At 35.0% G+C, this 13,437-nt stretch carries 14 protein-coding genes and 1 other RNA gene; 10 read left to right on the top strand and 5 right to left on the bottom strand.

What is annotated here, in order from left to right; translation table 11 throughout:
- Positions 1-178 precede the first annotated feature (178 nt).
- Positions 179-2,107: a glucosamine-6-phosphate deaminase gene (gene nagB, locus QL232_RS21875; RefSeq protein WP_168885203.1), complete on the top strand. Its 1,929-nt coding sequence runs from the start codon at positions 179-181 to the stop codon at positions 2,105-2,107.
- A 185-nt stretch (positions 2,108-2,292) separates the two neighbouring features.
- On the top strand, positions 2,293-3,540 hold the full coding sequence (locus QL232_RS21880) for a DUF1343 domain-containing protein (RefSeq protein ID WP_281615779.1): 1,248 nt from the start codon (positions 2,293-2,295) through the stop codon (positions 3,538-3,540).
- Between the two features lie 91 nt (positions 3,541-3,631).
- On the opposite strand, the gene QL232_RS21885 is transcribed toward QL232_RS21880, so the two are convergent.
- From QL232_RS21885 to QL232_RS21900, 4 genes are all read right to left on the bottom strand, one after another.
- Entirely contained in the window at positions 3,632-4,045 is a 414-nt protein-coding gene (locus QL232_RS21885) for a hypothetical protein (RefSeq protein WP_168885205.1), read from the bottom strand.
- A 31-nt stretch (positions 4,046-4,076) separates the two neighbouring features.
- Positions 4,077-4,502, bottom strand: coding sequence for a hypothetical protein (locus tag QL232_RS21890; RefSeq protein WP_281615780.1), 426 nt, complete (start codon positions 4,500-4,502; stop codon positions 4,077-4,079).
- Between the two features lie 137 nt (positions 4,503-4,639).
- The gene (locus QL232_RS21895; protein ID WP_317169965.1) at positions 4,640-5,299 is read right to left on the bottom strand and encodes a nitroreductase family protein; all 660 of its coding nucleotides are present in this window, start codon (positions 5,297-5,299) and stop codon (positions 4,640-4,642) included.
- Between the two features lie 66 nt (positions 5,300-5,365).
- Positions 5,366-6,133 (bottom strand): alpha/beta fold hydrolase, encoded by a 768-nt coding sequence (locus QL232_RS21900; RefSeq protein WP_281615781.1) that lies wholly within the window; start codon positions 6,131-6,133, stop codon positions 5,366-5,368.
- 80 nt (positions 6,134-6,213) lie between these two features.
- Between QL232_RS21900 and QL232_RS21905 the strand changes: the two genes are divergently transcribed.
- From QL232_RS21905 to QL232_RS21940, 8 genes are all read left to right on the top strand, one after another.
- Positions 6,214-6,708 (top strand): hypothetical protein, encoded by a 495-nt coding sequence (locus QL232_RS21905; protein WP_281615782.1) that lies wholly within the window; start codon positions 6,214-6,216, stop codon positions 6,706-6,708.
- A gap of 51 nt (positions 6,709-6,759) precedes the next feature.
- Positions 6,760-7,320 carry an aminoacyl-tRNA hydrolase gene (gene pth / locus QL232_RS21910; protein ID WP_281615783.1) on the top strand — a complete coding sequence of 187 codons (561 nt, stop codon included), beginning with the start codon at positions 6,760-6,762 and terminating at the stop codon, positions 7,318-7,320.
- 3 nt (positions 7,321-7,323) lie between these two features.
- The gene (locus tag QL232_RS21915; protein WP_281615784.1) at positions 7,324-8,076 is read left to right on the top strand and encodes an SPFH domain-containing protein; all 753 of its coding nucleotides are present in this window, start codon (positions 7,324-7,326) and stop codon (positions 8,074-8,076) included.
- Between the two features lie 21 nt (positions 8,077-8,097).
- Positions 8,098-8,625, top strand: a complete 528-nt coding sequence (gene rimM / locus QL232_RS21920; protein WP_281615785.1) for a ribosome maturation factor RimM — start codon at positions 8,098-8,100, stop codon at positions 8,623-8,625.
- Positions 8,626-8,884: 259 nt separating this feature from the next.
- The gene (locus QL232_RS21925) at positions 8,885-9,451 is read left to right on the top strand and encodes a hypothetical protein (protein WP_168885213.1); all 567 of its coding nucleotides are present in this window, start codon (positions 8,885-8,887) and stop codon (positions 9,449-9,451) included.
- 104 nt (positions 9,452-9,555) lie between these two features.
- Positions 9,556-10,413 carry a LytTR family DNA-binding domain-containing protein gene (locus QL232_RS21930; protein WP_281615786.1) on the top strand — a complete coding sequence of 286 codons (858 nt, stop codon included), beginning with the start codon at positions 9,556-9,558 and terminating at the stop codon, positions 10,411-10,413.
- Between the two features lie 144 nt (positions 10,414-10,557).
- Positions 10,558-10,983, top strand: a complete 426-nt coding sequence (locus tag QL232_RS21935; protein ID WP_281615787.1) for a DUF2141 domain-containing protein — start codon at positions 10,558-10,560, stop codon at positions 10,981-10,983.
- 2 nt (positions 10,984-10,985) lie between these two features.
- The gene (locus QL232_RS21940; protein ID WP_281615788.1) at positions 10,986-13,217 is read left to right on the top strand and encodes an FAD-dependent oxidoreductase; all 2,232 of its coding nucleotides are present in this window, start codon (positions 10,986-10,988) and stop codon (positions 13,215-13,217) included.
- A 60-nt stretch (positions 13,218-13,277) separates the two neighbouring features.
- Here the strand turns inward: QL232_RS21940 and ffs are convergent.
- Positions 13,278-13,368, bottom strand: an RNA gene (ffs, locus tag QL232_RS21945) — signal recognition particle sRNA small type.
- Between the last annotated feature and the right edge of the window lie 69 nt (positions 13,369-13,437).

Below are 13,437 nucleotides of genomic sequence, written 5' to 3' on the forward strand. Positions count from 1 at the left end.
ATCAACGACCAACGGCGTTTATCTATCGACGAACGTCTTGTATCGAAATAATTATGGATGCGCCCCCCGTATCTCTAATTTTGTAACGTATTCAATGATTTAATCACAACACAATGAATGTGTTACATCTTAAAATCATTTGAATAACCACAATTGATTTAAACAAAGCATTATTAACATGAACACTACAATTTTGAACCAACAAATGATGACAGACCGAGAGTTTGAACGTTTAGAAACACTTACTTTTAACACAAGTGCTGATGCATCAGTTGTTATTGCTCATGAGATCGCTGATTTGATCCGTGATAAAGCTTCAAAAGGAGAAAATGCTGTTCTAGGACTTGCTACAGGTTCTTCCCCTCTTAAAGTATATGATGAGTTAATTCGTCTACATAAAGAAGAAGGACTTTCATTTAAAAATGTGATCACTTTCAACTTGGATGAATATTATCCAATGCAACCAGATTCGGTACATTCATATGTTCGTTTCATGAATGAAAACTTATTCGATCACATCGATATTCAAGAGAAAAATATCCATATCCCTGACGGTACATTAGCAATGGAAGATGTATATGCTTTCTGTGCTGATTACGAAGCAAAAATTAAGCAAGCAGGTGGTTTGGATCTACAGATATTAGGTATTGGACGTACTGGTCACATTGGTTTTAACGAACCTGGTTCTACAGTAAACAGCCGTACTCGTATGGTTACTTTAGCTGCTGTGACTCGTATTGATGCTGCTCCATCATTTGGCGGTATCGAAAACGTTCCAAAACGCGCGATTACAATGGGTGTTAAACCAATTATGAAAGCTAAGCGTATCGTAATGATGGCTTGGGGTTCTGGTAAAGCTCCTATCGTTAAACAAATGGTAGAAGGAAACATTTCAATGCAGGTTCCTGCAACATTCCTTCAGAATCACGATAATACTTCTGTTTTCCTTGACGAAGCAGCTTCTGAGCAGTTAACTCGTGTAACTACTCCTTGGTTAGTTCGTGAAGTAGAATGGACACCAGCAATGGTGAAAAAGGCTGTTGTTTGGTTGGCATACAAAGCTGAAAAGCCAATCTTAAAACTTACTACTAATGATTATTTAGAAAGCGGTCTTGATAGCTTGCTTTCAACAAAAGGTTCTGCATACGAATTGAATATCGAAGTATTCAACATGTTGCAGCACACAATTACTGGTTGGCCAGGTGGTAAGCCTTCTGCAGACGACTCACAACGTCCAGAAAGAGCTGAACCAGCTAAAAAACGTGTAATTATCTTCTCTCCACACCCTGACGATGATGTAATCTCAATGGGTGGTACTTTCCAACGTTTAGTGGATCAAGGACATGAAGTACACGTCGCTTACCAAACTTCTGGTAACATTGCCGTATCAGATGACGATGCACGTAGATATGCAATGTTTACTCAGTCAATGATGAAGAACTTAGGTTTCGATTCTGCAGAGTCTAGATCAAAATTCAAAGAAATCACTGGTTTCTTGGATGCTAAAGAAGATGGAGACATCGATTCATTTGCAGTTCGTCAAATCAAAGGTCAGATTCGTAGAGATGAATCTATTGCAGCTTGTCGTTACACAGGTATTCCTGAATCACAAGTTCACTTCTTAGATTTACCATTCTATGAAACTGGTAAAGTTCGTAAAAACCCTGTAGGTGAAGCTGATATTAAGATCATCAATGAGATCATTTCAGAAATCAAACCTCACCAAATCTATGTAGCAGGTGATTTAGCCGATCCACATGGTACTCACCGTGTTTGTCTTGATGCCATCTTCGCTTCTCTTGAAGAGCTAAAAGCTGAAGATTACATGAAAGACTGTTGGGTATGGATGTATAGAGGCGCATGGCATGAGTGGCCAATCGACGAAATCGAAATGGCTGTTCCAATGTCTCCTGAGCAAGTGTTGAAAAAGCGTACAGCAATTTTCTTCCACGAATCTCAAAAAGATGGTGTTGTATTCCAAGGTACTGATGACCGTGAATTCTGGCAAAGAGCGGAAGAGCGTAACTCAGATACTGCCAAGTTATACAATGCACTAGGTATGGCAGAATATGAAGCAATGGAAGCGTTTGTGCGTTACCATTTCTAAAAATACTAAGTGAGTGCGATAATTGAATTATTAAGCATCCGAGCGTCAGCTTGGATGCTTTTTCTTTGCACATAACTTTCTCATTCTAAACTCTCCCCACTTTGCATTGCTTTTAATCATTAGGAATGTTTTTTTAGAATGATTATTTTTTGATTTTAATTCAAGAACGTTTATCCATTCTATTGATGAAAAGGCTGTATTTTTTCTTTTTAATCACTCTACTCTTAATTACAAATACCACTTTAATCGCCCAAGAAAACAACTATGTTAAAGTAGGTATTGAAGTCTTACGCGACCAAAACTTCAAGGCACTAGCCGGTAAAAGAGTTGGATTAGTGACTAACCCGACGGGTGTTGATATTCATTTCACCTCTACCATTGATATTTTACATCAGGCTCCGAATGTAAACCTAACGGCTATTTATGGACCTGAACATGGTGCAAGAGGTGATACCGATGCAGGTGCTCATGTCAACAGCTATATCGACCCAATTACAGGACTTAATGTTTACTCATTATATGGAAAAACACGAAAGCCTACTCCCGAAATGCTCAGCAACATTGATGTTATTGTTTATGATATTCAAGATATCGGAGTAAGGTCTTATACTTTCATCAGTACTTTAGGACTTGTGATGGAAGCTGCGGCAGAAAATAACAAAGAAGTAATTGTTTTAGATCGACCGAACCCATTAGGGGGAAAGAAAATTGAAGGAAATATTGTTGAACCCGGTTTCTTTTCTTTCGTAAGTCAATTTCCTATTCCTTACATCTATGGTTTAACTGTTGGTGAACTTGCCTATATGATGAACTATGAAGGGTGGCTTAAAGGTAAGAAACAGTGTAAACTGAAAGTGATCCCAATGAAAGGGTGGAACAGAAATATGCGTTTTCAAGATACAGGAAGACCTTGGGTTCCCTCATCACCACATATTCCAAATGTAGCTACCGCTGAACTTTACCCTGCCACAGGTATTATCGGTGAACTGGAAGCTAGTTTTATTGGTATTGGTTATACATTACCGTTTGATGTTTTTGCTGCCGAATGGATCGATGGATTAAAATATGCTGCAGCAATGAATGCTCTAAAATTGGAAGGTGTGTACTTCAGACAAATTACATTTACACCTTATTATAAAGATAAGAAAGGAGTGAAATTACATGGTGTTCAAGTATATATCATAGACTTTGATAAAGTGAGACTTTCTGAAATTCAATTCCATGCCTTAGCTGTTCTAAAGAAATTATATCCAACAAAAAATCTGTTCCAAGGGAAGGAAAACAGATACAGCATGTTTGATAAAGTATGTGGTAGTGATCAGATAAGATTGAAATTCACTCAGAACTTTTCTTTTGAGGACATCAAAGCTTATTGGAGAAAAGATGAAACTACTTTCCTTAAAAAAGCATCTGGGTATATGATGTATCGATAAAATAACCTTACGGTTTGATACAAAACAGTCATCTTATTATGTTATTCACACATAACAAGATGACTGTTTTTTTATTTCCTCCAAGAAGAGGTTAAGCTACTGCTATTCTTCTTTCTTTGGCTTGTGATAGTAAATAAAATATACCTCCAATGGTAAATAAAGTATCTCCTATAGTCACAATCAAGTAATGGTTTATAGTAATGTCGGGTTGTGTAAACATAAAATACCACCCCATTAATGCCATAATTCCCTTTTCAAAATTAGAATATAAAACAGCAGAAGTTCTGTATTTTTTATTTGTTGCAGCCATAAATAAATACACACCAATACAAGTTACCATCATGGCCCAATGTCCATAAAGTGGAGCTGCAAAAGGTAATTGCTGTAAATTTAATTTTAATAAAGCTTCTGTTCCCAGAAACGGAGAAAAGATCATAGGAATGTTGGCTACAGCAGTAATAAAGCCTGTAATCCAGAAATAATATTTTATCGCTTTTTCGTTCATTGTTCTTTTATTTTGGGTAATAAATAAGAGTTTAGGCTAATTTTTTTTCTGATAATGTCTGTAGTGTAAACACACCTGCAATTACCATTAATGCTTCCAATACCATAAGCATAGAATAATCTGCTACTACCCCAAAAGAGTGGATGGAAACTTGGTTATAATCTGATAAAATGAACCATACTATACAGAAAACAATATATGTTTTTGATATAACAGCAAATAAAGCTGTAGCCCAACGAATTGTAGGATGATAATGGGCTGCAATCATAATCCCTCCTAATCCAACTGCCATAACACCCCAATGAATAATAATAGGTAAGTATTCAGTTGGAGTATTCGATGTAAAATCAAATAATAAATAGGTCCCTAACTCTGGCGATAACATGACAGGTAATGCACCCAATAAGGTCAGAATACCTGTAACAAGAAAATAATTTTTGGTGATAATGTTTTTCATATCTATCTGATTTATTGATGACTACAAAATTAGATATCAAACATTTTTATTCTATTGAGGTATGGTAAGAAAAACTGAAAAAAAAAGGTGAATAAGTTTAGAACACCTATTCACCTTTTAATTATAAAATGTAGCTATTAATACCACTGACTAATTTCTTCTAAAGACTTCCTTGTAATATTAGGTACTGTTGCTTCCTCTTCAGGATAGCCTACCGGAATTAATAGAAATGGCCTTTCATTAGCGGGTCGACTTAATTCCTTCGCTAAGAAATTCATTGGAGATGGAGTATGTGTTAACGCTACTAACCCTGCCTCATGGATAGCATTGAGTAAAAATCCACTTGCTAAACCTACAGATTCATTGACGTAATAGTTGTTATGACGAACTCCAAACTCATCTATTTCATAGACTTGCTTAAAAACAACGATCAACCATGGAGCTTTTTCTAAGAATGGTTTATTCCAATCTGTACCAAATGGTTTTAAGTCTTCCAACCACTCTTCACTCATTCTACCATGGTAGCCTTCGTATTCTTCTTTTTCCGCTGCTATTCGAATTTTCTTTTTTACCTCAGGATCAGATACAGCACAAAACATCCAAGGTTGCTTGTTTGCTCCCGATGGTGCACAACTTGCTGCCTTGATTACATTAGCAATCACTTCTTTGTCTACTGGTCTGTCTGAAAACTCCCTTAATGATCTTCTTTTATTTATTTTTTCAAAGTAATCTTTAGCAGACTGAATCATCTCTGCTTTGGATAACTCATCATGTTTATACGGTATAAAATTTTCCACTGAGTATAGATCGTATTGTTTATATCGGTCATTATAGTGACTAAGTACAATATAAACTAACCAAAATTATAAAACAAAATTATATATGGCTTCCAATAACTCCTTAGGTTTTTCGGCATGTACCCAGTGTCCTGCATCAGCAATCATCTCAATTTGGACGGAAGCAAACCTTTCGTCAATCTCAGACATGTCAAAAGCTTGAATATAGTTAGAGTTTGTTCCACCAATAAACAAGGTAGGTACTTCAATAATATGGTTACAATCTAGTGCCTTTCCTACTTCTTCGATTTTTGCTGTAAGAACTGGTAAATTCATTCTCCAAGCAAAGCCTCCAGTTTTTGGTCTATATATATTTTTTAATAAGAACGAACGTTCTCCTAATCCAGGTATATATTCTGCCAATTTTTTATCAGCTTCTCCCCTAGTTTTTATTTCACTAATTGGAATAGCATTCAATCCTTCCAAAATCGTTTGGTGGTGAACTGGGTAGAATCTTGGAGCAATATCAACCACGATCATTCTTTTAGCAATCTCAGGGTAATTAGCAGAAAACTGCATCACTGTTTTACCACCCATTGAATGCCCCAAAATAATTGGCTTTACTAATTGATGTTGTTCTATAAACTCTTTTAAATCGTCTGCTAAAATTTGATAAGAGAACTCCTCACTATGCGGAGATTGACCATGATTTCTTTGATCAACTAAAAAAACATGAAACTTCTCAGTCATTTGTTTACCCAATGTCAACCAATTATCACATTGGCCAAATAAACCATGAAGTACAATTATTGGTGTTTTGCCTGCTTCTCCTAGCTCTCTATAAAACAAATTCATTTACTCTGTAATTTTAATTAAAAGACGAAACGCTTAGTTTTGAAGTGCAATTTATAAAATCATCTTTTTCAAAAGAGATAATGAAAAGATTCTATCAAAATATTCTACTTTATAGCATCATTTTTAGCGTTTTTAGTGCCTGTGGACTTAAAACTTCTGATAAAATCAATGCGAATGATGTCAATAGACAAATAAAAGAAAGAAAGATTAAAAGGATTAAAGAACCTGAGATCGCCAAAAGAGCCTATGTTTTAGGTCAAGAACTTGCTAAAACGATCAAAGTAGAGGATTGTAGTTCATATGATCTAAAATTACTACCGGATAGTACAAGCAATTTTATCAATAAGATATGGGTAGAATGCCAACAACCTACAGATATGATTGAACAACAAGTTTGGGATGCCTATAAATACAATATGGAGCATCAACTTGATTTAGACGACAATATCCAACGTAAGAAAGAAGGCGGACGAGTGGTTTCCTACCTATATTCATACCCAAAGGTTGTTAACGATTCTCTAAAACTCCTTCAAATTGAGTTGAATCACAAAGCGTTGGTCTTATCTCTTTATTAAGAAGAAGCAAAAAACTATCTTTGCAGCTTCAAAAGAAAAATCATTAGAACTATGAAATATTTGATCGTCGGCTTAGGCAACATTGGTCCTGAATATGAAAAAACACGCCATAATATAGGTTTTATGGTAGCTGATGCTTTAGCAAAAAAGTTTGATGCTAAATTTGAAATGGATCGATTGGCTTACGTTACTGATTTTAAAAATAAAGGAAGAAGTATTACTGTGATTAAGCCCACAACTTTTATGAACCTTAGTGGTAAAGCTGTAAAATATTGGGCGAATCAATTAAAAATACCTACTGAAAATATTCTAGTCATTGTAGACGATTTAGCACTTCCATATACTACTCTTAGAATGAGAGGCAAAGGTGGAGCCGCTGGTCACAATGGTTTAAAAGATATAGAAGCACAACTATCCACTTCCGCCTACCCAAGATTACGCTTTGGTATTGGTGATAACTTTTCGAAAGGAAAACAAGTAGATTTTGTTCTTGGAGAGTTTTCAGAAGATGAAAAAATTGATCTTGATGGATTAATTGACAAATCTGTTGATATGTGTCTTTCTTTCTCAGCAATTGGGTTATCAAGAACTATGAATCAATTCAACAAATAATCAATGACTGACAAAAAACTAAAAAGCTTATCTGGTTACTGGATGATAATCATTCAGGCAGCACTTTTTGCAGGAGCGGCCTATGTATTGTCACTTCCCAACTTAGGGGCAGTAGCTATGCTGATTTTCTTTATCGACCTAGTTTTAATAAGAGGGTATTTTACTGCTCAAAATGGTGAGTCAGTTTTAGTTTCTCTTATGGGAAAATATAAGGGGACAGTCAAAAACTCTGGTTTTTATTGGACTCATCCATTCAGAAAAATTCAACGACTAAACCAAAAAGATCATATCAATCACATTGGTCCATGGAATACTTTTGCAAAAGATGGTGTTGAATTAGAAATGAGTGTTGAGATCAGATGGAGAGTGGAAGACGCTGCAAAGGTATTTTATGAACTTTCTGATCCACAAGAATCTGCTCAATCTATTGCCAAAGAAACTGCTCAAACGTTAATAGAAATGTATCCATATGAAAATAATGGAACAGAACGCGTTTCTTTGCGTTTACATTCAAGTACTATCAATAGTGCATATGCTACTGCATTAAAGAAGAAGTTTCTTGAAGCAGGTATAGTATTAGAAAGTGCTCGATTTAATGGTATCCGATCATTAAAGAAAAAGCATAACCCTGAGGAAGCTTTAACGCTTGCTCAACAACTAGTGAATGATATACACGAGTTGAAACCATTGTCAGACAAAGAAAAATCAAATATGCAGGTGCAGTTGATCAGTCTCTTAATGACAGAAAAAATTTAAATAAAGGAGAATTCAGATATTATGAACAAAGACGAATGTTTTGAGTTTGGTAAAATCACTAAAACTCACGGTCTTAAAGGTGAAGTATTAATTTTTGCCGACGTTGATGATCCTTCAGAATACGAAGGTTTGGATGTAGTGTTCTTAGAAAGAAAAGGAAACTTGATTCCTTACTTCTTGGAGTACCTATCATTACATAATAATAGATTTATTGCAAAGTTCGAAGATATTGAAACTTTAGAAGATGCTGAAACTCTAAAAGATGTACAGCTTTACTTACCTCTTTCAGCTCTACCTGAACTGGAAGAAGGACAGTTCTACTATCATGATATCATTAACTTTAAGGTAGTCGATCAGAATTTAGGTGAACTTGGTGTGGTTACAAAAGTATATACTAACAGTGCACAAGATCTAATTGAGATGGACCATTTAGGAAAAGAAATCCTTATTCCGGTGAGTGCAGATATTGTACAAAAAGCTGACTATGAAGCCAAAACACTTCATACCAACTTACCTGAAGGTCTATTAGATATCTACCTAGAAGAATAGTTGTTTCACTACAACCAAAACTGTTATAACACAGTAAATTAAAGCCCTTTTTGGATAATTTAATATAATCCGAAAGGGCTTTAATATTTATCTAGATAACAGATGTTTATGTTATCATCCATTTAAACGAATAAACATTCATTTACTCACCAATCACGTACATTTGTTTGCATACATACTTTAATAATACTCTTCACACTACACTAAAGAAAGAAGAGACTGTTTACAAAGAATCATCAAGTATTTAAACTACTTTTACGTGAAAAAACTACTACTTCTAATTGGATTATTCTTTATTGGTGGCGCGATGTTCACTAATGAAGCAGAAGCACAAACTTCCGTACAATACTATTATGGAATGGGGAACGTTCAACAAATTTCAGTCTGGCAAAACGTCGATGAGAAAAACTTACTGAACTTCCGTGTGGGGTACCAAGACTTTGATAACGAAAACGTTTCATTGTCTATTGGTTATGGCCGTTTAATTGGTGAATTTTTACCTTACTTGGTATACAATAAGGATGTCAAGTCGGATCTAAATAATTATTCTTTTACCAATGGTTATTATTGGGCTCCTGGTGGACGATGGGATTTTGCTATTGGCTGGACGCTAAATCAGCATGAAACATTAAGAGACGGTACAGGTACATCAGAAATTCCTGCAGAGACTTACTCAAGCTGGAGCCAGAGTTATTGGTTTGATGTATACTACAACTTAACTAAGATGAAAGCTCAGCTAGGTGTAGAAGCAGGTGTTACTTCATCTGGTCAGTGGTTCTGGGGTATTATGGTATCCAAGGCTTTAGACTTTAAAAAGAAGAAATAAACTGTAGATTATATAATTCTTAAGAAATCCTCTTTTGCTAAAATTTATTAGTGAATGAGGATTTTTTTATTGTACTTGCAATACGAGGAATCCCTAAATTAAATATGACTAATCTACTCAATAAACTAAACGCTGCATTTCCGTTAATCGAAGACAATAAAATAAAAAGTATAGCCTCATTTCTATTCGGTCTTTTTGTCTTCATCTTTCTTTATATCTTCCAGCCCTTTGGTATTGCTGATGTTGTCTTTTATAAGCCTCTATTGATTGGTGGGTACGCATTGATAACAATCTGTAACGTTGCTTTTTGCTTCTTCATTTTACCGAAAATATTTACAAAAATTTTCAACCCTGAAAAGTGGACAGTTCTTAAAGCCATTCTTTTTTCTTCAGTAATTATTTTGCTCATTTCTATTTGTAACTGGTTGTATACTTCTACAATTGGGCAAGAGGTTTTATTTATCAGTCATTCATTTATTAAGTTCATAGGAATCACTATTTCTGTAGGTATCTTCCCCACTATAGTTTTTATACTATTCTTAGAATGGAAACTTAGATCAGACAAGGAACAGAAAGCAGAACATATTAATACACAAATTCAAGAACAAGAACTTGAAGAAACACAGGAAACTATCTTTTTCCAATTAGAAAAGAAATCATTTTCTATTCCACTACATCAATTTTTATGTATCAAATCAGAAGGGAATTATTTAGAAGTTTACAGCGAAAAAAACGGTTCTATTCGAAAGGAAGTGATACGATTATCTTTAAAGAAGGCAAAAGAGCAAATTCAAGAAGATCACAATGTACACCAGTGTCATAGATCTTATATTGCCAACTTTGATAAAATTCAAAAAGTAAGTGGTAATGCTAGAAACTATGAACTACAGCTAGAAAACCTTGATTTTTCAATCCCTGTATCAAGAAGTTTTTCTAAAGAAATGATCAGTATTTATAAATAATTAGGCCGTCCCATTCGTCCCATTCATCCCAAAAACCTCATTTTTTAGGCCCATACACCCCATTATCTCCTGTTCATCACATATCGGTTTCTTTTTCAAAAAAGTGCTTATACATTAGAGTTACGAACCAAAAATCATACGGTTATGAAAACGACTTTCCTGTTAAGCCTTATATGTATCGTACATACTTTCTTTTCCCTTAAGACAACTACCATTATAATACACGTTAAAGGGATTGAAAATACCCAAGGTAAAATACAAGTAGGCTTGTATGACAACAGTAATGACTTTCCAAAGTATGGACAACATATCGAGGGGGTCTCTGTTGAACCGTCGACTGGTGATGTTTACATTACCTTAGAAAATATTCCTGAAGGGGAATATGCAATAGCTGTGTGGCATGACGAGAATGAAGACAAAGAACTCAATACAAATTGGGTAGGAAAACCAACTGAAAAATATGGTTTTTCTAATAATGTATTTGGTACTTTCGCTCCTCCTAAATTTAAGGATGCTTCATTTTCAGTTGAAAATAATGACACTAAAAAGCTTACTATCAATTTAGAATAGAAATGACCTATTATCAATTTGACACTATCATTATTGGCGCCGGTTTAGGTGGTTTAGTTGCCGGTGCTACACTAACGAAAAAAGGTCACAGAGTGCTTTTATTGGAACAACATTATGTGGCCGGAGGATGTGCGACTACTTTTAAAAGAAAGGATTATATCATGGAGGTGGGACTCCATGAGATGGATGGGCTTTATGAGAAGGATATCAAAAAAGATATCTTCGAATATCTAGAAATAGATAAAAATATTAATCTTATTAAAGTACCTGAAGTTTTTAGATTAAAATCAGAAAAACTAGATTTTACACTCCCACACGGAAAAAAAGCCTCCTACGACAAATTGGTAAGTTACTTTCCAAATGAGGCGAAAAACATCCAAAGGTTCCTCACCTTTATGGATAACATACTAACAGAATTACCTCAGTTTCCTTTAGAAAAATGGAAACAAACAATCACTCTGCCGATCATGCCCCTTAAGTTTCCTAACATTGTTAGGGCTTCTAGAAAGAGCTTAGGGGCGTGGTTGGATTATTATTTCAAAGACGAAGATCTAAAGCTATTACTTCAGGCCAACCTGCTTTATTACCATGATGACCCATACTCTATGTCAATGATCTACTTTGCTGCCGCACAAACCAGCTATATCAATGGAGGTGGATATTTCATCAAAGGTGGATCTCAAAAACTTTCAGACTATTTGGTATCCATTATTAATAATAATGGAGGACAGGTAGTCTTAGGCAAAACGGTTAAAGAAGTAATTATTGAAGAGGGTAAGGCAAAAGGTGTGCTTTATCATGATAAGTACCAGAATTCATCGGAAAATAGAGTCTACGCAGAAAACATCATCTCCAATGCAGCTATTCCTGTACTTGAAAAAATGCTCCCCAATAAAGAGGCATTAAAAATCAATCAAAAAGTTGGACACTTAAAACCATCTTGTTCTTTATTGAGTATCTATATCGGCTTTAAAGGAGATATCAAACAATATGGAAGCGTAAATTATTCTACCTTTTTCTCCCATAAAGAAGTAGAAACGCTAAAAGATGTTCACAAGAATTACCAAGGAGATTGGACAAAACGCAACTTTGTTTTTGTAGACTACTCACAAATTGATGCAGGATTAGCTCCTAAAGGAAAATCCTTCGGTGTAATTTGCTGTGCTGATTATATACAAGATTGGGAAAGTTTATCTTCTGATGCTTATAAAGCAAAAAAAGAGGAAGTAGCATCAATATTTATTCAACGCTTAGATCAGAAGTTTCCGGGCATAAAAAACGAAATTGAGCATTATGAAGTAGCTACCTCAAAAACAATTAGAAGTTATATTAATAGCCCAAATGGAACGCCTTATGGGTATGCACAGATAAAAGGTCAGAGTGGTAGAAATAGAACACCATTAAAATCACCCATTCCTAATTTATACTTTGCAGGTTCTTGGTCATTCCCCGGAGGAGGTTTTACAGGGGCAATTATCAGTGGATATTTATGTGCTACTCAAATTCAAGACCAACCTAATGTAGTTTCTAAAGACCAAAATGAACCATCATTAGATACAGAAAACAAAGTAACTCTAATTGAGAAAAAGTTAATAGCAGAAGATACCGTTGAGCTATCTTTTACTAAGCCTGTATCCTTTCAATACAATGCAGGACAATACCTCATTTTAGATCTACTTACGCCGAAATACACAAATTTAGATATATCTCATAGACCTTTATCCATCGTCTCACATCCTAGCGAGGAAAATATTAGACTTGCTATGCGATATAGTGACAGCTCTTTCAAAAAATCGATTAAAGAAATGGACTTAAATACCGTATGTAAAATTTATGGTCCTATAGGAAGTTTTTCTACTCAGAATGCTACAAAAGGGATCTCATTTATTGTTGCAGGCATAGGAATTACCCCTATCCTACCTTTACTCAAAGAATTAGAAAACCAGCATTATTCTAACCCAGTATACTTGTTTTATTCAAACAAAAATGAAGTATCAACGGCTTATCATCATGAGCTACAAGAAGTGCAGTTAGAGAACTTCCACTATGTTCCTGTTTTTACAGAAACGGAAGAAAGGATATCTGCAATAACATTATTTTCACACCTTCAACAATGGGATAATTTCCAATATTATATTGTTGGAAACTCTAGCTTCAATAAAGGAATGAAAGAAATGTTATTGAGTAACCCTAGTATCAACAATGAGGATATTTTAGTAGACGATTTTGGATAAAAAAAGGGTAGACAATTTTAATAACTGTCTACCCTTTTTTGAGGTATCTTTTGGATATAAAAAAACAAGCCAGGAACGCATCGCTCAACCTATTACCCTTGCTTACTTCCGTACCTGGGGGATTCTAGGGAGCAAATCGACCTGACTTGCGATGCAAAGGTACGTACATTTTTTTATTCCACAAGGGTTTTTTCTGTTTTTTCATTCAAAAACTATCAAG

The organism is Flammeovirga sp. SubArs3 (assembly GCF_947387565.1).
Lineage (GTDB): Bacteria > Bacteroidota > Bacteroidia > Cytophagales > Flammeovirgaceae > Flammeovirga > Flammeovirga agarivorans.

Excerpts from the sequence above, each read along its gene's own strand:
- nagB (WP_168885203.1), top strand. The coding sequence starts at position 179 with ATGAACACTACAATTTTGAACCAACAAATGATGACAGACCGAGAGTTT.
- QL232_RS21880 (WP_281615779.1), top strand. The coding sequence starts at position 2,293 with ATGAAAAGGCTGTATTTTTTCTTTTTAATCACTCTACTCTTAATTACA.
- QL232_RS21885 (WP_168885205.1), bottom strand. The coding sequence starts at position 4,045 with ATGAACGAAAAAGCGATAAAATATTATTTCTGGATTACAGGCTTTATT.
- QL232_RS21890 (WP_281615780.1), bottom strand. The coding sequence starts at position 4,502 with ATGAAAAACATTATCACCAAAAATTATTTTCTTGTTACAGGTATTCTG.
- QL232_RS21900 (WP_281615781.1), bottom strand. The coding sequence starts at position 6,133 with ATGAATTTGTTTTATAGAGAGCTAGGAGAAGCAGGCAAAACACCAATA.
- QL232_RS21905 (WP_281615782.1), top strand. The coding sequence starts at position 6,214 with ATGAAAAGATTCTATCAAAATATTCTACTTTATAGCATCATTTTTAGC.
- pth (WP_281615783.1), top strand. The coding sequence starts at position 6,760 with ATGAAATATTTGATCGTCGGCTTAGGCAACATTGGTCCTGAATATGAA.
- QL232_RS21915 (WP_281615784.1), top strand. The coding sequence starts at position 7,324 with ATGACTGACAAAAAACTAAAAAGCTTATCTGGTTACTGGATGATAATC.
- rimM (WP_281615785.1), top strand. The coding sequence starts at position 8,098 with ATGAACAAAGACGAATGTTTTGAGTTTGGTAAAATCACTAAAACTCAC.
- QL232_RS21930 (WP_281615786.1), top strand. The coding sequence starts at position 9,556 with ATGACTAATCTACTCAATAAACTAAACGCTGCATTTCCGTTAATCGAA.
- QL232_RS21935 (WP_281615787.1), top strand. The coding sequence starts at position 10,558 with ATGAAAACGACTTTCCTGTTAAGCCTTATATGTATCGTACATACTTTC.
- QL232_RS21940 (WP_281615788.1), top strand. The coding sequence starts at position 10,986 with ATGACCTATTATCAATTTGACACTATCATTATTGGCGCCGGTTTAGGT.